The organism is Pseudarthrobacter humi (assembly GCF_024294965.1).
Classification (GTDB): Bacteria; Actinomycetota; Actinomycetes; order Actinomycetales; family Micrococcaceae; genus Arthrobacter; species Arthrobacter humi.
In genome coordinates, this window is the sequence record NZ_JANCLV010000009.1 from 79,690 (window position 1) to 101,758 (window position 22,069).

Genomic DNA, 22,069 nt, shown 5'->3' on the forward strand with positions numbered 1-22,069 from the left:
GGAGTGAATGAGACGTTGCCACCGTGCCCCGAATGCTCCAGCGCCTACACCTACGAGATGGGTGCGCTCCTGGTCTGCCCGGAATGCGGCCACGAGTGGTCCGCCCAGGCAGCGGAGGCCGCGGCAGAGGCCGGGCCGAGGGTCATCAAGGACGCAGTGGGCAACATCCTCGCCGACGGCGACACGGTCACGGTGATCAAGGACCTGAAAATCAAGGGCAGCTCCGGAGTCATCAAGGTTGGCACCAAGGTCCGCGGGATCCGGCTGATGGACGGCGTGGGCGATCACGACATCGACTGCAAAGTGGACGGTGTGGGGCCGATGCAGCTCAAATCCTCCGTGGTGAAGAAGGTCTAGCAGAAACCGGCCACGAGCATGGACAACGGAAGCACCGACGTGGTGGTCATCGGCGCGGGCCAGGCGGGACTCTCCGCGGCCTACCACCTGCAGCGCCGGGGGGTTGAATACAGGGTCCTCGACGCCGAGGAAGGCCCCGGCGGCGCCTGGCGCCACCGCTGGAAAAGCCTGGTCATGGCGACGGTCAACGGCATCAGTGACCTTCCCGGCATCGCGAAGCCTGACGTGGATCCCACGGAACCCAGCTCGGAGTTCCTCAGCCGGTACTTCGCCGGCTACGAGCAGGACCTCGGGATTGAGGTCCTGCGCCCGGTCAAGGTCACCTCGGTCGCCAGGGAGGACGCCGATCCGGCGGGGCGCCTGCGGATCAGCACAAACAGCGGCGACTGGTCAGCGAAGGCGGTCATCAACGCAACCGGTACGTGGACCCGGCCGTTCTGGCCCATCTACCCGGGCCGGGCCACGTTCCGGGGCCGGCAACTGCACGTGGCCGATTACGTCTCCGCCGAGGAGTTCCGCGGCCTGCACGTCATCGTGGTGGGAGGCGGAATTTCCGCCGTCGGGCTGCTGGACGAGGTCTCGCAGGTGACCAGCACCAGCTGGTTCACCCGGCGGGAACCGGACTGGCGTGACGCCGTGTTCGACGCCCAGGCCGGCCACAACGCCGTCGCCCTCGTGGAGGAGCGCGTGCGGCAGGGCCTGCCGCCGCAAAGCGTGGTGGCCGTGACCGGCCTCATCTGGACCCCGGCGCTGAGGGCGGCAGCACAACGGGGCGCGCTGGACCGTCGCCCCATGTTCACCGCCATAGAGCCCGACGGCGTCCGGCTCACCGACGGGAGCCTGCTCCGTGCCGACGTCATTCTGTGGGCCACCGGATTCCGTGCCGAGCTCGAACACCTGGCGCCGCTGCATCTGCGGGGACCCGGCGGCGGCATCGCCATGGAAGGGACCCAGGTGGCAGCTGAACCGCGCGTCCATCTGGTGGGGTACGGGCCGTCGTCGTCCACCATCGGCGCCAACAGGGCGGGCCGGGCGGCCGTCACCGCCATCCTCAAACTGCCCGCGCTTGCACCAACCGCATCAACAACCAGTACATGACCAGACGGCAGGAACCAGTGGCACAGAACACTCTTGAGGACATCTTCGGCACGCTCCGGCGCCACCCGGATGTCGAAGCCCCGAACCTCCAGGCCTGGGACGCCACGGACCGGCTGCTGCTCGAAGCCGCCGCAGCGCGCACGGATCCGGACACCCGGCTGGCAGTGATCGGCGACCGCTACGGTGCCCTCACCCTGGGTGCGCTTGGCACTTTGGGGGTCCGCCGGGTCCGTGTGCATGAGGATCTCATCACGGGGGAGCGCGCCCTGCGGAACAACGCTGCGGCTGTGGGGCTTGCAGCGGCGGATCCCGGAGCCATCGACCCCACCGGGTTCGAACAATTGCCGCTGGGGGAGGAGCTGCTGTCCGGCGCGGAGCTGGTGCTGCTTCAACTGCCGCGGACGCTGGCGGAGCTTGAGGAAATCGCAGCCGCCGTGGCGCGTTATGCCGCCCCTGACGTGGTGCTGCTCGCCGGCGGGCGGATCAAACACATGTCCCTGGGCATGAACGCGGTCCTGGAACGCCACTTCGAGACGGTCCAGCCGCAGCTGGCGCGGCAGAAGTCCCGGATCATCCTGGCCAGCGGCGCCCGTCAAACTGAGACGCACGAGTGGAGTCCCGCCGTCGAACGCCTTGCCGAGCTGGACCTGGACGTTGCTGCGCACGGTGCCGTCTTTGCTGGGGCGAAACTGGACATCGGGACCAGGTTCCTCCTGACCTTCCTGCCGGAGATGCCTGAAGCCGGGCACGCCATCGATCTGGGCTGTGGCACCGGCATCCTCGCCGCCATGTACGCCCGCCAGAACCCGGCCTCAAGGGTCACGGCCACGGACCGGTCCGCCGCCGCCGTCGCGTCCGCCCGGGCCACGGCTCAGGCCAACGGCCTCGAGGAACGGATTACCGCCCTCCAGGATGACGCCATGAGCACCCTCCCGGCCGGAAGCGCCGACCTGGTCCTCCTGAATCCGCCCTTCCACCTGGGCGCCAGTGTGCATTCCGGGGCGGGCATCAAACTGTTCGAGGCGGCGGCCAGGGTCCTGGCGCCGGGCGGTGAGCTGTGGACGGTGTTCAACCGGCACCTGCAGTACCTCCCAGCGCTGGAGCGGCTGGTGGGTCCCACTGCTGTGAGGGGCGGCAATCCGAAGTTCACGGTGGCGGTCAGCACCCGGCGGCCATAGGCGCGCCAGCACGGCAAGGCGGCGCCCCGGCCGCGGCGCGGCCCCACCTCCGGCTCTGGGCGTTGATCAGGAGGTAACGTACCATTCAGACATCATCATGAATACGCGGCCGAAAACCTAGGGGAGACCGTGACAGAAATCCGCCAGTCCTCGGCGCCACGGCGCGGGACTAATCTTCCGCGCATGGGGGACTTCAACCTCACGGTCATCCTGGATGCCATCCGCCGGTCATCCGGGGGGCTCAGCCGCGTGGAGCTCGCCCAGATTGTGGGCCTCTCGCCGCAGACCATCTCCAACATCTCCCGCCGCCTGCTGGACCAGCACCTGATCGTCGAAGCCGGCAAAGAAGGCAGCGGCCCCGGCAAGCCGCGCACCATGCTTCGCCTCAACCCGGGCGGCATGTATGCCATCGGCGTCCACCTGGACCCCGCCGTCACCACGTTCGTGGTCCTCGATCTTGTGGGCGCCGTTGTACAGCATTCACGGATTAGGACACCCGGCGGGAATGATCCTGCCGCCGTCATATCCACCATGGCCACCGAGATCGAGCACCTCGTTGCCGAGTCCGGCGTGGACGCCAGCCGGATCGCCGGCCTGGGCCTGGCCGCTCCGGGACCCATCGACCTGGACAACGGCACCGTGGTGGACCCGCCGCTGCTGCCGGGCTGGGACCGCGTGGAACTTCGGGACGCCCTGGCCAAAGCCACCGGCTATTCCGTCCTGGTGGATAAGGACGTCACCAGCGCCGCCGTCGCCGAGACATGGGCCGGCGGGCCCAGCGGCTCGGGCAGCTTCATCTTTATGTACATGGGCACCGGTATAGGCTGCGGCATCGTCCTCAACGATGAGGTGGTCCGTGGCACGTCAGGAAACGCCGGCGAGATCGGCCACATCGTGGTGGACCCCGATGGCCCGGTCTGCGACTGCGGACTGCGCGGCTGCGTTAAGTCCTCAGCCATCCCGCAGGTGCTCGTGGCGGAGGCCGTTGCCGCCGGCATCCTGGACGGCTCCGGAAAGCACACCAGCGGAGCCGAAGTTCAGCAGGGCTTCTCCCAGCTGTGCGACCTTGCCGACGCCGGCGACGCCAAGGCCCTGGCGATCATCGACAAGTCAGCAGTGCTGGTGGCCCGGGCCGTCTCCGTGGTCACGAACACGCTGGATGTGGAGCGCGTTGTGTTCGGCGGACCCTTCTGGAGCCGGATCGCCGACCGCTACCTGGAGAAGATCCCGGCGCTGGTGGACGCCAACAGTGCGGCCCGCCTGATCCACACCATCGAGGTTGTCGGCACGGGAGTCGGGGAGGACGTCGGCGCCGTTGGGGCTGCCTGCCTGGTCCTGGAGCATACGCTGGCGCCCCGGGCGCAACGGCTTCTCCTGGAAGTCTGAACCGGACGTCTGAACGGGGTCTCCTTGCCACTGGAGGGAGCCGCGTCTAGCATGTGGATATCGCCGCGGCTGGGGCCCGCAGGTACAGGGGACGGCAGCCATTGACTGAATGGAGCACCAATGCGCCGGGCCCTCAAAATCACCTCACTCATCGCTGCAGCGGGCTTTGTGCTGACGGCATGTTCCCCCGCCGCTCCCGAAGCGGAGACCAAAACGCTGAAGGTGGTCTATCAAAAGACCGATTCCTTCACTGCCCTGGACACACTCTTCCAGTCGGCCAAGCAGGAGTTTGAGGCCGCCAACCAGGGCGTCACGGTTGCCCTGGAGCCCATCCAGGCGAACGACGACGACTACGGCACCAAGCTTGCCCTCGCTCTCCGTTCGCCCTCCACCGCCCCGGACGTCTTCTATGAGGACACCTTCAAGGTGCGTTCCGACGTCGACGCAGGGTACCTCCTGAAGCTGGACAGCCACCTTGAGGGGTGGAAGGACTGGGATACCTTCGATGCCGGCGCCAAGGCCGCCGGACTGGGGGACGACGGCGGCACGTACGCGGTCCCGCTGGGCACCGACACGCGAGCTATCTGGTACAACAAAAAGGTGCTCACCGCCGCGGGCGTCAGCGTCCCGTGGGAGCCCCGCACCTGGCAGGACATCCTGGACACCGCACGGAAAATCAAGGCCAGCGACGCCTCCGTGGTGCCGTTCAACATGTACGCCGGCAAGGCCACCGGCGAAGGCACCGTCATGCAGAGCTTCTACGAACTGCTCTACGGAACGGAATCCGAACTCTACGACGCCGATGCCAAGAAGTGGGTTGTCGGTGCCCCGGGGTTCATCGACTCGTTGGCATTCCTCAAGACCCTCTACGACGAAAAACTGGCCGTCTCCCCGGCGGAGGCCCTCGACGCAAATGTGTGGAAGAAGGTCTTCGGCGAATGGCTGCCGCAGGGCAAGATGGGCGCCACTGTTGAGGGTTCCTATACGCCGTCCTTCTGGCAGAAGGGCGGCAGCTACGAATGGGCCGAGTACGGGCAGGACATGGGCGTCGCAGCATTCCCCACCCAGAACGGCCAGGCACCAGGCGGCGTCAGCATGTCAGGCGGCTGGACCCTGGCGGTAGGGGCGGAAACCAAAAACCCCGACCTCGCCTTTGAGTTCCTCGCCACGGCCCTGAACCGGAAGAACTCCCTGGCCTTCAACGTCGCCAGCTCCCAGATCGCCGTGCGGAAGGACGTCGCCGCCGACGCCGGCTACCAGGCGGCCAACCCGTTTGTGAAGGACGTGTCCGAGCTGGTGTCCGTCACGCATTACCGTCCCGCAACTGCCGACTACCCGCGGATCTCCGCGGCCGTCCAGGAGGCCACGGAAGCGGTGATCACGGGGGCGAAATCCCCGGAGCAGGCGGCCGCCGACTATGACACGGCGGTGAAGGGCATCGTGGGTGAGGCCAAGACCGTCGCCCAGTAGCCTGTGGCGGTTTCCCTCAGGCGTGACCGGTCCGGCCACGGGCGGCGTCACTCCGGACTCCGGCGCCAGGCACGGCTGCTCCCCGTACTCCCGGCAGTGGTTCTCCTGCTGGTGTTTTTGGCCGGCCCCGTGCTGTGGGCCTTCCACGCGTCATTCACCAATGCAGCCCTGACCGGCCGCAATGCCCGCAGTCCGGGTTGGATCGGGTTCGACAACTACGCCAGGCTCCTGTCGGACCCCATGCTGCCGCTCTCGCTGGGCCTGACTGTCCTGTTCGTGGGCGGCTCCGCCATCCTGGGCCAGAACCTGCTGGGGCTCACCCTCGCGGTGCTGATGCGGCGGGCCCGCCGGACGGTGGCCGCCGTGGTCGGTACTGCGGTGGTGGCTGCGTGGGTACTCCCCGAGATCGTGGCCGCCTTCGCCGCCTACGCCTACTTCAGCCGGGACGGGACCCTGAACCAGCTGCTGGGCGGGCTGGGGCTCGGGCAGACCGACTGGCTGTATTCGTTCCCGATGCTCGCCATCCTGCTTGCCAACATCTGGCGTGGCACGGCGTTCTCCATGCTCGTTTACCGCGCCGCGCTCAATGACATCCCCGGTGAGGTCACGGAGGCCGCGCTGATGGACGGTGCCGGCGGCTGGCAGCGGCTGGCCTACATCACCATCCCCATGATCCGCGGCAGCATCGCCACCAACCTCATGCTCATCACCCTGCAGACGCTGGCGGTGTTCACCCTCATCTGGGTGATGACGGCGGGCGGTCCCGCCAACGCCAGCACCACGCTGCCGGTGCTGGCGTACGTGGAGGCCTTCAAGTTCGGCGACATCGGCTACGGCACGGCGGTGGCGTCGGTGCTGATCCTCATTGGCGTGGTGTTCGGTGCCGCCTACGTCCGGCTCCTGCGGGAGGGCAAACCATGACGACGACGGCGGGGACCTCCGCACGGGGGCAGCTGCGGTCCGGGACGGGCGCGGTGTCCCGTGCCCGGCAGCGTGCCCGGATACCGGCGGACGTGTCCCTGATCCTGATCGGCGCCTGCTTTGTCCTGCCGTTGCTCTGGCTCGTGTTTGCGTCCGTTGATGCCTCCGCCGGACACGAGGCAAGGCTCCCGGGCAGGGTCTCCCTGGATAACTTTGCCGCCATCATGACACCTGGGCTGCTGTTCCAGCCGCTGTGGAACAGCGTGGTGCTGTCCGCCGGCACGGCCGCCGTGAACCTCGTGGCAGCAGTCCTGGCTGCCTACCCGCTGTCCCGCTACCAGTCCAGGTTCAACAAGCCGTTTATGTACACCGTCCTATTTGGAACCTGCCTGCCCATCACGGCCATCATGGTGCCGGTGTACGGGTTGTTTGTGCAGCTTCAACTGCTGGATTCGATGCCCGCCACGATCTTTTTTATGGCCACCACGACGTTGCCCATGGCCATCTGGATGACGAAGAACTTTATGGACGCAGTCCCGGTGTCGCTGGAGGAAGCGGCCTGGGTGGACGGTGCGTCAGGATTAACGGCTCTGCGGACCATCGTCCTGCCCCTGATGCGGCAGGGGCTGGGCGTGGTGTTCATTTTTGTATTCATCCAGGCCTGGGGGAACTTCTTCGTCCCGTTCGTCCTGCTCCTGTCCGAGGCCCGGCAGCCAGCGGCGGTGTCGATCTTCAGCTTCTTCGGACAGCACGGCGCAGTGGCGTACGGACAGCTGGCCGCCTTCTCCATCCTGTATTCAGTCCCGGTGCTGGCCCTGTACGTCATTGTGGCCAAGGGCGCGGGGAATTCCTTCGCCCTCTCGGGTGCCGTGAAAGGTTAGTGACGCGCGGCTCGGCCGGAACCTCAGTCGATGTCCTCCACCACTACGCCGAAGGGGATGCTGTCATCGAGGTGGGCCTGGTGGCCGGTGGGACCCGCGTTGTAGGTAACCCGGACACCATGGGATTTGTCGGCAGCGGACTGTTGCAGAACAGGCTTGACGGCAAGGATGAACCGCTCGCTCTTGTCCGCGAGAAACTCTTTGTAACTGGCTGGAAGCTCACTCATGGCAAAAGAATAGACCTGCAGAGCCGCGATGGGGAGGGGTCCCCATTGCGGCCGGACCGGGGGGTGTCTTGGATAGGATGGCGGACGGAGTGCAGCCGCACGGCAGCACACCCGGGCTAACATCCGCAGACCACCAGCCATCAGGGGGAAATCCATTGCTTCAGACCAGTGCGCCCGCACGAATCGAACCGGCGGAACTGGCCCGTGCGCAGCAGGTGGTGGCGAACATTTCCCGCAGCTTCGATGCCAAAGTGGTGGGCCAGGCCCGGCTGCGTGAATCCCTGCTGGTGGGCCTGATGACCAGTGGGCACATCCTGCTGGAAAGCGTTCCGGGCCTGGCGAAGACCACCGCCGCGCAGACGGTGGCCGAAGCAGTCAGCGCAGAGTTCCGCCGGATCCAGTGCACGCCGGACCTGCTCCCCAGCGACATCGTGGGTACCCAGATCTACGACGCCGCCAAGGGCACCTTCATCACCCAGCTGGGGCCGGTGCACGCCAACATCGTCCTGCTTGATGAGATCAACCGCTCCAGCGCCAAGACGCAGAGCGCCATGCTGGAGGCCATGCAGGAGCGGCAGACCTCCATCGGGGGAGAGGAGTACCGGCTGCCGTCCCCGTTTATGGTGCTGGCCACGCAGAACCCGATCGAGCAGGAAGGCACGTACCAGCTGCCGGAGGCTCAGATGGACCGCTTTATGCTCAAGGACGTACTGGACTACCCCACGCCGGCCGAGGAAACGGAAATCATCCGGCGGATCGACGCCGGAGTCTTCAGCGCCGAGCAGAAGCCGGCGGCCGCCGCCTCACTGGACGCCGTCATCGGCGTCCAGGCTCTCGTGAAGCGGATCTATATCGACCCGGCCGTCATCAACTACATCGTGGGCCTGGTGTTCGTCACGCGGAATGCCGGGCAGTACATCGACCAGCGGCTCGCCGGCTTCATCGAATTCGGCGCCAGCCCGCGCGCCAGCATTGCCTTCAGCCAGGCCGCCCGGGCAGTGGCACTGCTCAACGGCAGGGACCACGTGATCCCGGAGGACGTGAAGTCCCTCGCCCACCGTGTGCTCCGGCACCGCCTCATCCTGGGGTTCGACGCCGTTGCGGAGCAGGTGCCGGTGGAGACGATCATCGACGCGGTCGTCGCCTCCGTCCAGACTCCCTGAGCCAGCAGTGACCAGTCTCCTGCAGCGCGTGAAGGCGAAGATGGCCATCTTCGCCCACCGGAAAGCCCGCGGCATGCTCGACGGCGAATACGGTTCCGTCTTCCGCGGCCGCAGCCTCGACTTTGATGACCTGCGCGCCTACATTCCCGGGGACGATGTCCGCGACATCGACTGGAAGGCTTCCGCCCGGTTCGGATCGCCGCTCATCAAGCGGTATGTCGCCGTACGGCGCCAGACCGTCCTGCTCATTGCCGATACTGGACGGGGCATGGCTGCCGAGTCCCGCGACGGCGAAACCAAGAAGGACATCGCCGTGATGGCGCTCGGCGTGGTGGGCTATCTGGCGCACCGGCACGGCGACGTTGTGGGTTTGGTCTGCGGCGACCGCAACGGGACACGCTCCATCCCGGCCAAAGCCGGTGAGCCGCACCTGGAACGGCTCCTGCGCGAGGTTGACTCATCCACCTCCCTGGACTCTGGCCCCAGCAGGATCGAGGACCAGCTGGAATACGTGGCCCGCAACGTCAAGGGCAGGTTCCTGCTGTTTGTGGTGTCCGACGAACATGCCGCCGGCCCCGACACCGAACAGCTGCTCCGCCGGCTGCGTGCCCAGCACGAGGTCCTTTGGCTCACCATCCGGGACGCTGACTTGGCCGGGGAAGGAAACACCGGCCAGGACGCCTTCAGCGTGGGAGACTCCTCGATGCTGCCAGCGCACCTGGCAGCATCCCCGGCAATCGCGGCGGCCTATGCCAAGGCAACAGGGGAACGGGACGCGGCCCGGCACGCCATGCTCCGCCGCGCCGGCATTACCCAAGGCCACGTGACCGGCAGCAGTGCGGTCATGACGGAACTCTTCGCCCTGCTGGAAAGGCACCGGCGTGCAGGCTGACCCGGGCATCTACGGACCCCTCCAGTACAGCCAGGCGTGGCTGTGGACCGGACTCGCCCTAATGGCGGCGGTCCTGGGCTGGTACGCGTTCGTTTTCCTGAGCACGCGCAAACCGAAGGTGACGGAGCAGGCGCCCCGGTTCACTCCGCCGTCGGACCTTGCGGGCCTCAAGGAGGCCTACCTACAAAGGATCGACGCCGTCACGGCAGACGCCGCCGCCGGGGTGCTGACCGCACGGGAGTCGCACCAGGAACTGAGCCTGCTGGTCCGCCGGTTCGCCCGCGACGTCACCGGCATCGACGCCCCCAGGATGACCCTTGCGGAGCTGCACGGGCACCCGCTGCCTCCAGTGGCCGAGGCCGTCCGCAAGATCTACCCGGGCGAGTTCGGCCTGGAACCGCTGCCGCCGGTCACACAATCGGCCGCGACTGCCCGCCAGACGGTGCGGCAATGGAACTGATGTTCTGGTGGCTGATCCCTCCGGCGCTGGTCATCGCGGCCCTGGCAGGATGGCGCGCCTACCGCCCGGACCGCCACACAAACGCCCGACGGCGGCCGGTGGCCAATGCGGACCGCCTCACCGCGCTGCCCGAATACCAGGCGGCCCTCCGCCGGCACCGCCGCTGGCTGGCGGTGGCCGCGCTCGCGGCCACAACCCTGCTGGTCTCTGCGGTGGCCGCGGCGGCGCGCCCGGTGGAAATGACCACCATCCAGCCCGAGCAGCGCAACCGGGACATCATGCTGTGCCTGGACACGTCGGGCTCCATGAGCGGCGCCGATGCGGCTGTGGTGCAGGTGTTTGCCGAACTGGCGAAGGAGTTCGACGGCGAACGGATCGGCCTTACCGTCTTCGACAGCAGCGCCGTCCAGGTCTTCCCCCTCACCGACGACTACGCGTATGTCCAGGAACAACTCCAGCTGGCCCAGGACGCGTTCGAGGGAAGCCCCGGCAGTGCGGGGTTCCTGGACGGCACGTGGAACGGTCGCGGATCCTCACTGATCGGCGACGGCCTGGCATCCTGCGTCAACGGGTTCCCGGACACCGGCGCCACGGATGCCCGCAGGGCGGAGACCGGCACGAGTGACAACGGCAACTCAGACGCCGGTCAGCGGCGCTCGCGGTCCATCGTTCTGGCAACGGACAACTACCTGTCCGGCGATCCCATCTTCACCCTGGAACAGGCGGCCGCCCTGGCCAAGGAGCGCGCTGTGCGCGTTTACGCCCTGAACCCCGGCGACTTTGACTACGGACCCGGTCCCGGCCAGCCCGGAGCCAGGCTGCGTACAGCTGCCGAAGCCAGCGGTGGGGCGTACCACCAGCTGGACAGTCCGGATGCCGTGGTGGACATCGTCCGATCCGTGCAGGAAACCGAAGCCACGGCCATGAAGGGAGCATCCCGGGCGGTTGTCTCGGACCGGCCTGAGCTGCCTCTCACGATGGCGCTCCTGTCCGGCCTGGTACTGGCGGGCGCGTCGTGGAGGCTCCGGCCATGACACTGCAACCGATCCTGCCCTGGTGGGTTATGGTCCCGCTCATCGCCGCGACCGTGCTGTTTCTGGTCTGGCGTCTGGTCAAGGCAGCACGGGAGCGCCCTGCCGGCAGCAGCCAGCTTCGCGACTGGCTGTTCAGGAGCGCCCTGGTGCTGCTGCTTCTGGCCGCGGCGCTCCGGCCGGGTGTTCCCGGCGGAAGCTCGCAGGCCGCGGCGGCGGATGTCAACGTTTTCTTCGTGGTGGATACCAGCAGCAGCATCGCTGCCGAAGACTACGGCGACGGCGCGCCCCGGCTGGACGGGGTGCGGCAGGACATCATGGCCATCGCGGATGAACTGGCCGGGGCCCGCTTTTCGCTACTGACGTTCGACAGCAACGCCATTGTCCGGATGCCCCTCACCACCGACACCACCGCCCTGGACACCAGCGTGTCCGTCCTGCAGCCGCAGGTCACGGCATTTTCGAAGGGCAGCAGCGTCACCGCTGCCGGGACCTTGCTGGCGGAGCGGCTGCGCGCCGCGCGGGACAGCCATCCAGAACGGCCGCGCCTGGTCTACTACCTGGGCGACGGTGAACAGACCAGCGCCAAAGCACCGGCGGCGATCAGGCTCGACGGCGGCCTGGTGGACGGCGGCGCGGTGCTCGGCTACGGCACCGCGGACGGTGGCCGGATGAAGGAAAATACGGGGCAGGATTCCGGGCAGGACGCCGGTGCCGGCTACATCCAGGACCGGTCGTCCGGAACCGGCAAGGATGCCTTATCGGTCATCGACGAAGGCCGCCTGCAGGGGATTGCCGGTCAGCTGGGGGTGCCCTATGTCCACCGTTCGGCCGGAGACCCGGTGGCCCCGATGATGCAGGCCGCTGATCCCGGGGACTTTGAACGGGTACCGGCGGATGGCGGCGTTGCCGGCCGGACCGAGCTGTACTGGCTCCTGGCCGCAGTTGTGTTCCTGCTGGCTCTCCGCGAAGCCTTCCTGGTGTTGCGCCAATGGCGGCAGCTCCGGCCCGGAGCGGGAGTTCGAACATGAAGCGGCCAACGCCCACGCAGGCATCCCAGGAATCGCCGGCACCCGAGGAACAGGCACCGCAGAAACCGGCACCGCCGGTGACCTCACGGGACCGGCGAGAGCGACGGGAGCGACGCCGTCGGCTGTTGTGGTGGTCTGCACTGCCCGCACTCCTGGTCCTGTGCCTGGCCGCCAAGCTGCTCAGCGTGGGCATCCTCGCCGACACCGCTGCCCGGTCCTTCTCGGCCGGGGACTCCGGCGGCGTGGCCGATGCTGCGGGCGGACTGAGGACCGCCAATTTCATCGAACCGCACAAGGCGCCGTTCGCCGAGGGTGACGGCCTGTTCCTTGCCGGGGACTTTGCTGCCGCCCGCCAACGCTTCGAGGAAGCACTGTCCCTGGCGGGCACGGTCGACGAGTGCGTCGTCCGGGTCAACCTGGCCCTCACCATCGAACGCCTCGGTGACGCCGCGGCCAAAACAGAAGATCCGACGGCGGCGGCCCGGCTGTTCGCCGAAGGCGTTGCGGTAGTGGAGGCTGCTCCGGAGGGCTGCTTTGCCTCCGGCGCGGCTGCCGGCGCCGAATCCGGCGCGGGGGAACAACTGAAACAGGCGGCGGAGCGGCTGCAGCAAAAGGCCGATGCAGCGGCTGCGGACAACACCACCCCGCAACCGCCGGAAGGGCCCGGGCAGGACAGGCCTCCGGCGGATCCGGGCCAGCAGAGCCAGCTTGAGCAGCTCAGGAACAACGCCAGGGAAGCCCAAAGCGAGCGGAATTCCGGGCAGGAGCGGGACGAGTACCTCCGGGACGATGACTTCGGGCCGGGTGTTGACCGGCCCTGGTAACAAGCCAAAGCAGCGGCGGGTCTGCAGTACGCCCGATGAATTCGTAGACCAATATGGCGAAGAAAATTCTGCACCACTGCGAAACACGCCGTAAAGCTGCGTCTTAATTCGGGAGCGGACTTGAAGGGTGCCCCGCGGGCTCCTAGAGTTCTATACAAGTTACCGAGGTAACGTGTCAGCGATCCTCCGATTGTGGAGGGTGTGGGTGCCCCCATGTGGGCCTGACATTTGCTCACGGACAACTTCATTACAGGCGTAACAGTCGCGGCTGCGTTCCTGTGGAGTTTTCCGTGTTCCCAAACTCAAATTCATTCCCGGCTTCACCGTCACATTTGCTGACCGGTAGCCGGCAATGGCCCAAAGCCAAGGACGCAAATGTCACCGCCAAGCCTAATTGAAACGCATCCGAACCTCACCGAGACTGCCCCCGTGGCGCTCTCGTACGAGCTCTTCCCGCCCCGCTCGCCGGCCGCGGCCGAGTCGCTCTGGACCACCATCCGGGAACTGGAAACCACCGAGCCGGACTATGTCTCCGTCACATACGGTGCCAGTGGCTCGAACCGGGACACCGCCGTCGAACTCATCAACCGGCTCCTGCTGGAAACCACACTGCGCCCGCTGGCCCACCTCACCTGCGTGGGCAACACGCCGGAGGAACTGGCGGAGATCATCGGCGACCTCCTGGACACCGGGGTCCGCGGCATCCTGGCCCTCCGGGGCGACCAGCCCAAGGACGGTGCACCGCTCGCCGCAGGGTCACTGCGGTATGCACAGGACCTGATCGAACTTATCCGGCGGGTTGAACAGCGGCGGTCGGCCCTGCTGTGTGCAGGCAAGATCGCAGTGGGTGTCGCCGCGTACCCCACCCGGCACCCGGAATCACCCAATGAAGCCCACGACGTCGAGGTGCTGCTCGCCAAACAGCGTTCCGGCGCCGACTTTGCCATCACCCAGGTTTTCTTCCACACCGAGCAGTACGCGAACCTCATCAGCCGCGCACGCCGGGCCGGGGTCACCATCCCCATCATCCCGGGCGTTATGCCGCTCACCAGCCTGCGCCGGGTCACCCGGCTCGGCGAACTGACCGGCGTTGAACCGGCACCGGAACTCCTGGCCCGCCTGGCCGCCGCGGACAGCGACGGCGAACGACTCCGGATCGGTGTCCGGGCCACGGTGGACCTGGCCAACGCGGCCCTCGAGGCCGGAGCGCCCGGCATCCACATCTACACCTTCAACGAACACCAGAGCGCGCTGGAGGTGCTGGACAAACTGGCACTTCCGCGCCAGTCCCGTTCAGCTGGCCGCCGCAGCGCCACCCTCCGGCGCCAGCTCGCCAGCTGACCTTCCAGCATTCGCCAGACCATTCACAGTTTCCAATAACACCCAAGGAATCTCCCATGACTGAACAGAACACCACCCCGTTCCCGGCCGCGTCACTCCTCGGCTACCCGCGCATCGGCCGCCGTCGCGAGCTCAAGAAGGCCATCGAAGGCTACTGGGCCGGCAAGATCGACGCCGCTGCATTGGACGCTGCCGCCAAGGGCATCCAGCTGACCATCGCCAAGCGACTGCAGGAACTGGGCCTCACCGAAGCGGCCGCCGTTCCGGGAACGTTCTCCTACTACGACCAGGTCCTGGACGCCACCGCCCACCTCGGCGCTGTCCCGGCCCGCTTCGGCAAGCTCCTCAACGCCGAAGGCCAGCTCGACATCGACGGCTACTTCACCCTGGCCCGGGGCACCAAGGACCAGCAGCCGCTGGAAATGACCAAATGGTTCGACACCAACTACCACTACCTCGTTCCGGAGATTGGCCCGGAGACCGAGTTCACCCTCGCCTCCAACCGCATCGTTGAGGAATTCGAGTTCGCCCTGGCCAACGGCATCGAGACCCGCCCGTACATCGTTGGCCCGGTCACCTACCTGCTGCTCTCCAAGGCTTCGGATGAAGCCCCCGCAGGCTTCGCTCCGCTGTCCCGCCTCGAAGACGTCCTGCCGGTCTACGTGCAGCTGCTCGAGAAGCTCGCCGCCGCAGGCGCCAGCTGGATCCAGCTGGACGAGCCCGCCCTGGTTGTTGACCAGGACACCCCGGCCGCCGAAATCGAAGCAGCCGTTGCCCGCGCTTACGAGGTCCTCTCCGGTGCGGCCACGCGCCCGCAGATCCTTGTCTCCACCCCGTACGGCGCCCTCGATGGCCAGCTGGGCACACTTGCCGCCACCAACATCGACGCCCTGCACATCGACGCCTTCAAGGGCGCGGTCCCGTCCGCAGCGGCCCTGGCCGGCCTTGGCAACAAGACCCTGGTTGCCGGCGTCGTTGACGGCCACAACATCTGGCGCAACGACCTCGCCGTCGCCGCCGCCAAGCTGGACGAACTGAAGGCTGCCGCCGGCCGGATCGTCGTCAGCACCTCCACCTCCACCCAGCACGTCCCGCACGACGTCACCGAAGAAAGCCAGCTCTCCGACGAGCTGCGCAGCTGGCTCGCGTTCGCGGACCAGAAGGCCGTGGAAGTCAAGACCCTCGCGTCCTACCTGGCCGACCCGGCCTCCGCGAAGGCAGCCATCGACGAGGCATCCGCCATCATCGCAGCCCGCGCCATCGCCGAAGGCGTCCGCCGCAACGACGTCCGGGCCCGCACCGAGGCCCTGACCGCAGCGGACTTCAGCCGCTCCGCCTACACGGTCCGCGAAGCCGCCCAGGAAGAGGCACTGCACCTCCCGCCGCTGCCCACCACGACCATCGGCTCCTTCCCGCAGACGTCGGAGATCCGCTCGGCGCGTGCCCGCAACAACAAGGGCGACCTCACCAACGAGCAGTACGAGCAGCTCATGAAGGACGAGATCAAGCGCGTCGTTGAGCTGCAGGAAGAGCTCGGCTACGACGTCCTGGTGCATGGCGAGCCTGAGCGCAACGACATGGTCCAGTACTTCGCCGAGAACCTCGAAGGCTTCGACGTCACGGTCCACGGCTGGGTCCAGTCCTACGGCTCACGCTGCACCCGCCCGTCCATCCTCTGGGGCGACGTCACCCGCAGCGCCCCCATCACGGTGGCCTGGGCAGAGTACGCCCAGTCGCTGACCAGCAAGCCCATGAAGGGCATGCTCACCGGTCCGGTCACCATCCTGGCCTGGTCCTTCGTCCGCGACGACCAGCCGCTGGGCGAGACCGCCAACCAGGTTGGCCTGGCCCTCCGCGACGAAATCGCGGACCTCGAGGCTGCCGGCATCAAGGTCATCCAGGTGGACGAGCCCGCGCTGCGCGAACTCCTGCCGCTGCGCAAGGCCGACCACGCCGCCTACCTGAAGTGGTCAGTGGATTCCTTCCGCCTGGCCACCGCCGGTGCGGCCGACGCCACGCAGATCCACACCCACCTCTGCTACTCGGAGTTCGGCGTGATCATCGACGCCATTGACGGCCTCGACGCCGACGTCACCTCCATCGAAGCGGCACGGTCCCGCATGGAGGTTGTCCACGACCTCGAATCCCACGGCTTCGGCCGCGGCGTTGGCCCGGGCGTCTACGACATCCACTCGCCGCGTGTTCCGGGCGAAGCGGAAGTCACCGAACTCCTGGCCACCGCCGTCAAGCACGTCCCGTCACGCCAGCTCTGGGTCAACCCGGACTGCGGCCTGAAGACCCGCGGCTACGCCGAGACCGAAGAGTCCCTGCGCAACCTGGTCAAGGCCACCAAGACGGTCCGCGCCAGCCTGCTGCAATCCGCGAAGTAAGCCCAAGCACCACAAACAACGGCGGCCGTTCACCGAAAGGTGACCGGCCGCCGTCGTGCGTTAAGGGTTCAGGACTCCCAGAGGATTTCGTCGTCCACCACGCCGTCTTCGTCGGCGGCTACCACCAGGACCTCGTCCGTGAAGTGTGAGCCCAGGGTGAAGTCCATCACGAAGTAGCGTTCGGGCTGGCCGGGGAAAATTCCCACGTGGCCGAGCTTGAGGGCCTTGAGGAAGACATCGTTGGTGAGCTGGCTGCGTTCCTCCACGCCAAAGACCTTCTGCAGGTGCTCGTCCTTGAGGGCGCTGCAGTGGAAGTGGAGGTATTCCTGGGGGCTGGTGCCTTCCTGCTCCAGCTCGTCGGCGATCATCTGCCGCACCTCATCCACCAGCTCGGGGAGGAACCGCAGCCGGTAGTCCACCTTGTGCATGGCCGCTTCGTCAAAGTGGTCGTGCGCGTTGATGTTCAGGTCAAGTTCCAGTACCTGGCCACCCAGCTCATGTTTGGCGGCGATGTTGTGATCCCTGCCGTGGTTGAGCTCGATTTCTCCAAAGTGCTGGCTCGCTACCCTGTTCATACCTTCAACATAGACCCCAAGTGCCGCGCTTTCCAGCATTCCGGGCTAATTGCCTGAGGACCCCGCAGCAGCCATCGTCTCGGCGAGCAGGTCCACAAAGAGCTGCACCCGGGCGGTCTTCTTCTCGTTGATGAGCAGGGCAAACACGTTCCGGGCCAGCCGGATCTCGGGAACGTCCAGCACGACAACGCCGGCAGGCCGGTTCCGCAAAGCGAGCTCAGGCACCAGCGCAGCGCCCAGTCCGGCGGCCGCCATTTCGAGGCTGGCATGGAAGTCGTCGCTGTGGGCCACCACGCGCGGATGCAGGTTGCAGCTGGCAAAGAGCCGCTCGATCACCACGGCGTCCGGGCTCCCGGGGTGGTGCATGATCCAGGGCAGCTCGGACAGATGGTCCGCCGCCACCTTGGCGTCCGTGCGGAAACCCCAGCCCGCGGGGAGCACTACGCGGAAGTTGTCATCGCCGATCCACTGCCGGTTAATGGTGTGCGGCCAGGCGAGCCCGGACTGGCCCACCTGGAAAACGAGCGCCACGTCCAGCTCTCCGCCGGTGCGCAGTCCCTGGATGGTCTGGGCCGGCTCGGCCACGGACACTTTGAGGTCGATGGCCAGGTCCTTCCACGCCGGATTCTTCAGGATGCGCGGGAGGACGTAGGTTGCCAGGCTGGGGAAGATTCCCAGCCGGAGCTCCTGGCTGGTGCTGCTGTGTGTCTTGGAGGCCGCCGCCATGAGGGCTTCGATGTCCGTCAGCACCTTCGCGGCGTGCCGGGTCATCACTTCCGCCGCTTCCGTGGGGACCACGCTGCGGGCTGAACGCTGGAACAGGACCACGCCCGTTTCGCGTTCCAGGGCGGACATCTGTTGCGAGACAGCCGACGCCGTGTAGCCCAGGCGTGCCGCTGCGGCCGCGAACGAGCCCAGCCGGGTAACTTCCAGGAGGGTCTTCAGATGTACGGGATTTACCAACGCTGTCCTTCGGTCAGGGCCGCCTGGGCACTGCGGTCTGCAGGGTCTCGAACGCCCGCTTCATTCTGGCACAAAGATTTACGGCAAAATCAGTCATCCACCGGCCCCGCAGCGTCGAACTGCCCCTAGAGAGTTTGCACCGAGCAAGCGCACAGGCAGTCCGAGCAGGGGAGCAAAACAGTGTCTTTGGCAGGGAACTCGACCTTCAAGCCGCAGGGACGGCGCATCGCGGTCGTGGGCAGCGGAGTGGCCGGCCTGACGGCCGCGTATGTCCTGAACCGGCAAGACAACGTCACCCTTTTCGAGGCGGACAGCAGGCTGGGCGGCCACGCCCACACCCACAATGTCGCGCAGCCCGATGGATCCGTCCTCGGCATCGACACCGGCTTCATCGTCCACAACGAGCGGACCTATCCCACCCTGCTGCGGCTGTTCGCCGAGCTGGGCGTGGAGACGCAGGACTCCGAGATGAGTATGTCCGTCCGCTGTGACGGCTGCGGCCTGGAATACGCCGGGGCCCGTGGGGGCGGCCGCGGCATCATCGCCCGCCCGTCCAGCCTGCTGCGCGGACGATACCTGCTGATGCTGCTGGAGGTCATGCGCTTCTACCGCAGGGCCCGTGCTCTGATTGAGTCGGCTCCCGCGTCCGACGCCGGCCCTGGTGCGGGCGGCGCGCAGCTGACCCTCGGTGACTTCCTGGCCAAGGAACGCTTCAGCAAGTACTTCATCTCCCATTTCATGACGCCTGTGGTCAGCGCGGTGTGGTCGTGCGATCCCACCACGGCGCTGTCCTATCCGGCGCGCTACCTCTTCACGTTTTTGGGCCACCACGGCATGCTGGGCGTCAAGGGTTCGCCGCAGTGGCGGACGGTCACCGGCGGTTCGGGGCAGTACGTGGAGAAGTTGGCCGCCACGCTCCCGGACATCAGGCTTGGCAGTCCGGTCACCGCTATCCGGCGCCACGCCCTCGGCGTGGAAGTGGACACCGACCACGGAGTGGAGGATTTCGAAGCCGTGGTCATTGCCACGCACCCGGCCCAGGCCCTGAACATCCTCGCGGACGCCACGCCGGCCGAAAAGGAAGCACTGGGCCAGATGCCGTACTCCGTCAACCACACCGTTTTCCACCGGGACCCGGCCGTCCTGCCCGCCGCGGACAATGCCAGGGCGTCCTGGAACTACCGGCTCCCGGACTGCGAAGCCCGCCCGGACAAGGTCCTGGTCAGTTACGACCTCACCCGGCTCCAGCGACTGGAGCCGGCCGATGGCCTGCCGTACCTGGTGAGCCTGGGGGAGTCCGAGCTCATCGCAGAGGGCCGGGTCCTGGAACACTTGGTCTACGAACACCCCCAGTACACCCCCGAATCTGTGCGGGCACAGCAGCGCATTGCAGCCCTGAGTGATGACCGCATCGCCTACGCCGGCGCGTACCTGGGCTGGGGGTTCCATGAGGACGGCGCCCTGGCCGGTGTCCGTGCCGCCGCGAGCCTGGGACGAACTTGGGATACGCCCGCTGCTCAGGCACCCGAGCCCGAATTGCTCTCTGCCTCGGAGGGCGCATGAGCGCAACCGCAGCCATCTACCGCACGTCCATTTCCCACGTGCGCCAGACGCCGCTAAAGAATGCGTTCACCTACCGGAGCTACAGCTGGTTTGTGGACGTGGACCGGCTCCCGGTTCTGCCCCGGCTCATGCGGCCACTGGCTGTCTTCCGGGCCGCCGACCACCTCGGTGATCCCGACGCCACCATCCGCAGCAACGTGGAACGGTTCCTGCGGACCCGGGGGATAGAGCCCGACGGCGGGGCCATCCGGATGCTGACCAGCGCCCGGGTTTTCGGCCACGTCTTCAACCCGCTCACCCTCTTCTGGTGCTACCGGATGTCCGGGGAGCTGCAGTGTGTCATCGCAGAGGTCCACAACACCTACGGCGAACGCCACTGCTACCTGCTGGAAACGGATCCTTCCGGCCGGGCCAGCGTGCCCAAGGCCTTCTACGTTTCACCGTTCAATGACGTTGACGGGCAGTACCGGATGAAGCTGCCCGCCCCGGAGCAGCGGCTGTCCGTCTCCATCGTCCTGGAGCGGGAAGGGCAGCGGCCGTTCGCCGCGACCATGGACGGGGACCGGCGCCCGGCCACCGTCAGGAACATCCTGGCAGCGGCCGTTGCCGTCCCGGCCGCGCCGCTGCTGGTATCGGCGCTGATCCGGATTCAGGGCATCAAACTCTGGGCGCGACGCCTGCCAGTCATCAAAAAACCACATCACCCCTCACAGGAGGCAGTCCAATGACCATGACCGATGAAAACGGAACAGCCGCGACTGCGGAGGTCTCCGCCGCGAAGTCAGCCGCACGGCACCCGGTGCCGGAACGTACCGCTGCCGGGGTACCGGCGTCGCCGGCCACCATCGATGCGGAAGTGTGGCCCGGTGTTGCCCACGCGCCGTCGGGCACTAAAGCGCTGGTGGCGGGCAAGGCCGCCGGCCTGTTGTTCAAGGCGGCCGTACGCCGGCTGCCCCTGCGCGTTGCCTACCCGGACGGTTCGGTGCTGGGCACCGGTGGCCCGGACGCACCGGTGATGACCATGCTCAGGCCTGCAGCGTTCGAAGTGCGGATCGGTGACAACGGCCTGATCGGGCTGGGCGAGTCCTTTATGGCGGGGGACTGGGAAGCATCAGACCTCGCCGGCGTGCTGGAGGTCTTCGCCGCTTCCGTGGACACGCTGATCCCCGCACCGCTGCAGAGGCTGCGGACCCTGTACCTGCCGCGGACGCCGCGGCAGGAACGCAACGAAGAGCACAACACGCGCAGCAACATCTCGCGGCACTACGACCTCTCCAACGAGCTCTTCTCCAACTTCCTGGACACCACCATGAGCTACTCCTCGGCGCTCTTCCCGCTGAGCGACGGTGCACTGGATTCGGTCCCGTGGGACGCCTTGGCGGAAGCCCAGCAAGCCAAGATCGACAGGCTGCTGGACAAGGCCGGCGTCGGGTCTGGCACGCGGCTGCTGGAGATCGGCACCGGCTGGGGTGAGCTGGCCCTCCGGGCAGCAGCCCGCGGTGCCACTGTCTACAGCGTGACGCTCTCCAGTGAGCAGCGGGCGCTGGCGCAGGAACGGATTGCAGCCGCCGGCTACGCAGACCAGGTGACCGTGGCGCTGCAGGACTACCGCGCCGTGGAAGGCGAGTTCGATGCCGTGGTGTCAGTGGAAATGGTCGAGGCGGTTGGCTATGAGTACTGGCCCATCTACTTCCAGACCATCGACCGAGTGCTGGCCCCGGGCGGGAAGGTGGCCATCCAGGCCATCACCATGCCGCACGGGCGCATGCTGGCCACGCGCAACGCGTACACCTGGGTGCACAAGTACATCTTCCCCGGCGGCTTCCTGCCGTCCGTGCGGGCCATCGAAAGTGTGACCCAGCAGCACACCACACTCCGGGTGCGGGAGCGGATGGGCCTGGGCGATCATTACGCCGCGACCCTCCGTCTCTGGGAGGAACAGTTCATCGCGCGCTCGCAGGAGGTGGGCGGGCTGGGGTTCGATGCCGTGTTCCAGCGGATGTGGCTGTTCTACCTGTGCTATTCACGGGCGGGTTTCCAGTCCGGCTACCTGGACGTGCAGCAGATTGTCCTGGACCGCCGGGAGGCTCAGCTGTAGCTGGTTAGGTTCATCACGTCGCAGGGGCCCTGAAGGTTTCTTCAGGGCCCCTTCTGCGTGCCCGGCACCAGATGTAGTGGTCCGCCCACTAGGCGCGACACGCCGTCCAACACGCGACACGCTGGGGGTTAATTGTGGCTAAGTACTCCACAGGGTGTGGATTTCGTCCGCAAAAACGGCGGGATTCCGGACATTTTGAGGGCGCTTGCCTGTGGATTAA

21 protein-coding genes are annotated in these 22,069 nt (G+C 66.9%); 18 read left to right on the forward strand and 3 right to left on the reverse strand.

From position 1 onward, the window contains the following. The first annotated feature begins 3 nt into the window (after positions 1–3). The 7 genes from NFC73_RS13855 to NFC73_RS13885 all read left to right on the forward strand — a co-directional run bounded on the left by NFC73_RS13855 (position 4) and on the right by NFC73_RS13885 (position 7,291). Positions 4–357 (forward strand): zinc ribbon domain-containing protein YjdM, encoded by a 354-nt coding sequence (locus NFC73_RS13855; protein ID WP_254751102.1) that lies wholly within the window; start codon positions 4–6, stop codon positions 355–357. A gap of 18 nt (positions 358–375) precedes the next feature. Then, a complete protein-coding gene (locus NFC73_RS13860) occupies positions 376–1,455 on the forward strand; it encodes an FAD-dependent oxidoreductase (protein WP_254751104.1) in 1,080 nt (359 codons plus the stop codon). Positions 1,456–1,472: 17 nt separating this feature from the next. Continuing rightward, positions 1,473–2,633, forward strand: coding sequence for a class I SAM-dependent methyltransferase (locus NFC73_RS13865; protein ID WP_254751106.1), 1,161 nt, complete (start codon positions 1,473–1,475; stop codon positions 2,631–2,633). Between the two features lie 183 nt (positions 2,634–2,816). Then, on the forward strand, positions 2,817–4,019 hold the full coding sequence (locus tag NFC73_RS13870) for an ROK family transcriptional regulator (RefSeq protein ID WP_254751108.1): 1,203 nt from the start codon (positions 2,817–2,819) through the stop codon (positions 4,017–4,019). 120 nt (positions 4,020–4,139) lie between these two features. After that, the gene (locus tag NFC73_RS13875) at positions 4,140–5,489 is read left to right on the forward strand and encodes an extracellular solute-binding protein (protein WP_254751110.1); all 1,350 of its coding nucleotides are present in this window, start codon (positions 4,140–4,142) and stop codon (positions 5,487–5,489) included. A gap of 3 nt (positions 5,490–5,492) precedes the next feature. Next, positions 5,493–6,410 carry a carbohydrate ABC transporter permease gene (locus NFC73_RS13880; protein ID WP_254751112.1) on the forward strand — a complete coding sequence of 306 codons (918 nt, stop codon included), beginning with the start codon at positions 5,493–5,495 and terminating at the stop codon, positions 6,408–6,410. Next, positions 6,407–7,291, forward strand: a complete 885-nt coding sequence (locus NFC73_RS13885; protein WP_254751114.1) for a carbohydrate ABC transporter permease — start codon at positions 6,407–6,409, stop codon at positions 7,289–7,291. The genes NFC73_RS13880 and NFC73_RS13885 overlap by 4 nt, the downstream gene beginning before the upstream one ends. Before the next feature lie 23 nt (positions 7,292–7,314). On the opposite strand, the gene NFC73_RS13890 is transcribed toward NFC73_RS13885, so the two are convergent. Then, positions 7,315–7,518, reverse strand: a complete 204-nt coding sequence (locus NFC73_RS13890; RefSeq protein ID WP_056341538.1) for a hypothetical protein — start codon at positions 7,516–7,518, stop codon at positions 7,315–7,317. 155 nt (positions 7,519–7,673) lie between these two features. Here NFC73_RS13890 and NFC73_RS13895 point away from each other — a divergent pair, with 155 nt between their 5' ends. From NFC73_RS13895 to metE, 8 genes are all read left to right on the forward strand, one after another. Next, positions 7,674–8,681: an AAA family ATPase gene (locus NFC73_RS13895; protein WP_254751116.1), complete on the forward strand. Its 1,008-nt coding sequence runs from the start codon at positions 7,674–7,676 to the stop codon at positions 8,679–8,681. Between the two features lie 7 nt (positions 8,682–8,688). Further along, complete coding sequence (locus tag NFC73_RS13900; protein WP_254751118.1) at positions 8,689–9,573, forward strand: DUF58 domain-containing protein; 885 nt, start codon at positions 8,689–8,691, stop codon at positions 9,571–9,573. After that, the gene (locus NFC73_RS13905; protein ID WP_254751120.1) at positions 9,563–10,033 is read left to right on the forward strand and encodes a hypothetical protein; all 471 of its coding nucleotides are present in this window, start codon (positions 9,563–9,565) and stop codon (positions 10,031–10,033) included. The genes NFC73_RS13900 and NFC73_RS13905 overlap by 11 nt, the downstream gene beginning before the upstream one ends. After that, positions 10,024–11,067, forward strand: coding sequence for a vWA domain-containing protein (locus NFC73_RS13910; protein WP_254751122.1), 1,044 nt, complete (start codon positions 10,024–10,026; stop codon positions 11,065–11,067). The genes NFC73_RS13905 and NFC73_RS13910 overlap by 10 nt, the downstream gene beginning before the upstream one ends. Next, positions 11,064–12,095, forward strand: coding sequence for a VWA domain-containing protein (locus NFC73_RS13915; protein WP_254751124.1), 1,032 nt, complete (start codon positions 11,064–11,066; stop codon positions 12,093–12,095). Before NFC73_RS13910 ends, NFC73_RS13915 begins: the two co-directional genes overlap by 4 nt. Beyond that, positions 12,092–12,919, forward strand: a complete 828-nt coding sequence (locus tag NFC73_RS13920) for a hypothetical protein (protein ID WP_254751126.1) — start codon at positions 12,092–12,094, stop codon at positions 12,917–12,919. The genes NFC73_RS13915 and NFC73_RS13920 overlap by 4 nt, the downstream gene beginning before the upstream one ends. A gap of 375 nt (positions 12,920–13,294) precedes the next feature. Beyond that, positions 13,295–14,260, forward strand: a complete 966-nt coding sequence (locus tag NFC73_RS13925; protein ID WP_254751128.1) for a methylenetetrahydrofolate reductase — start codon at positions 13,295–13,297, stop codon at positions 14,258–14,260. A gap of 56 nt (positions 14,261–14,316) precedes the next feature. Next, on the forward strand, positions 14,317–16,650 hold the full coding sequence (gene metE / locus NFC73_RS13930; RefSeq protein ID WP_254751130.1) for a 5-methyltetrahydropteroyltriglutamate--homocysteine S-methyltransferase: 2,334 nt from the start codon (positions 14,317–14,319) through the stop codon (positions 16,648–16,650). A gap of 68 nt (positions 16,651–16,718) precedes the next feature. On the opposite strand, the gene NFC73_RS13935 is transcribed toward metE, so the two are convergent. Both NFC73_RS13935 and NFC73_RS13940 read right to left on the reverse strand, forming a co-directional pair. After that, entirely contained in the window at positions 16,719–17,225 is a 507-nt protein-coding gene (locus NFC73_RS13935) for a DUF2004 domain-containing protein (RefSeq protein ID WP_104060889.1), read from the reverse strand. Positions 17,226–17,270: 45 nt separating this feature from the next. Continuing rightward, positions 17,271–18,188, reverse strand: coding sequence for a LysR family transcriptional regulator (locus NFC73_RS13940; RefSeq protein ID WP_141140796.1), 918 nt, complete (start codon positions 18,186–18,188; stop codon positions 17,271–17,273). A 186-nt stretch (positions 18,189–18,374) separates the two neighbouring features. Between NFC73_RS13940 and NFC73_RS13945 the strand changes: the two genes are divergently transcribed. Genes NFC73_RS13945 through NFC73_RS13955 form a run of 3 tightly spaced genes read left to right on the forward strand, consistent with a single transcriptional unit; the run spans position 18,375 to position 21,849 of the window. After that, positions 18,375–19,751, forward strand: a complete 1,377-nt coding sequence (locus NFC73_RS13945; RefSeq protein ID WP_254751132.1) for an NAD(P)/FAD-dependent oxidoreductase — start codon at positions 18,375–18,377, stop codon at positions 19,749–19,751. After that, entirely contained in the window at positions 19,748–20,479 is a 732-nt protein-coding gene (locus tag NFC73_RS13950) for a DUF1365 domain-containing protein (protein WP_254751134.1), read from the forward strand. Before NFC73_RS13945 ends, NFC73_RS13950 begins: the two co-directional genes overlap by 4 nt. After that, complete coding sequence (locus tag NFC73_RS13955) at positions 20,476–21,849, forward strand: class I SAM-dependent methyltransferase (protein ID WP_254751136.1); 1,374 nt, start codon at positions 20,476–20,478, stop codon at positions 21,847–21,849. Before NFC73_RS13950 ends, NFC73_RS13955 begins: the two co-directional genes overlap by 4 nt. The last annotated feature ends 220 nt before the right edge of the window (positions 21,850–22,069 follow it).

Excerpts from the sequence above, each read along its gene's own strand:
- NFC73_RS13860 (WP_254751104.1), top strand. The coding sequence starts at position 376 with ATGGACAACGGAAGCACCGACGTGGTGGTCATCGGCGCGGGCCAGGCG.
- NFC73_RS13870 (WP_254751108.1), top strand. The coding sequence starts at position 2,817 with ATGGGGGACTTCAACCTCACGGTCATCCTGGATGCCATCCGCCGGTCA.
- NFC73_RS13875 (WP_254751110.1), top strand. The coding sequence starts at position 4,140 with ATGCGCCGGGCCCTCAAAATCACCTCACTCATCGCTGCAGCGGGCTTT.
- NFC73_RS13885 (WP_254751114.1), top strand. The coding sequence starts at position 6,407 with ATGACGACGACGGCGGGGACCTCCGCACGGGGGCAGCTGCGGTCCGGG.
- NFC73_RS13890 (WP_056341538.1), bottom strand. The coding sequence starts at position 7,518 with ATGAGTGAGCTTCCAGCCAGTTACAAAGAGTTTCTCGCGGACAAGAGC.
- NFC73_RS13910 (WP_254751122.1), top strand. The coding sequence starts at position 10,024 with ATGGAACTGATGTTCTGGTGGCTGATCCCTCCGGCGCTGGTCATCGCG.
- NFC73_RS13915 (WP_254751124.1), top strand. The coding sequence starts at position 11,064 with ATGACACTGCAACCGATCCTGCCCTGGTGGGTTATGGTCCCGCTCATC.
- NFC73_RS13920 (WP_254751126.1), top strand. The coding sequence starts at position 12,092 with ATGAAGCGGCCAACGCCCACGCAGGCATCCCAGGAATCGCCGGCACCC.
- NFC73_RS13925 (WP_254751128.1), top strand. The coding sequence starts at position 13,295 with ATGTCACCGCCAAGCCTAATTGAAACGCATCCGAACCTCACCGAGACT.
- metE (WP_254751130.1), top strand. The coding sequence starts at position 14,317 with ATGACTGAACAGAACACCACCCCGTTCCCGGCCGCGTCACTCCTCGGC.
- NFC73_RS13935 (WP_104060889.1), bottom strand. The coding sequence starts at position 17,225 with ATGAACAGGGTAGCGAGCCAGCACTTTGGAGAAATCGAGCTCAACCAC.
- NFC73_RS13950 (WP_254751134.1), top strand. The coding sequence starts at position 19,748 with ATGAGCGCAACCGCAGCCATCTACCGCACGTCCATTTCCCACGTGCGC.
- NFC73_RS13955 (WP_254751136.1), top strand. The coding sequence starts at position 20,476 with ATGACCATGACCGATGAAAACGGAACAGCCGCGACTGCGGAGGTCTCC.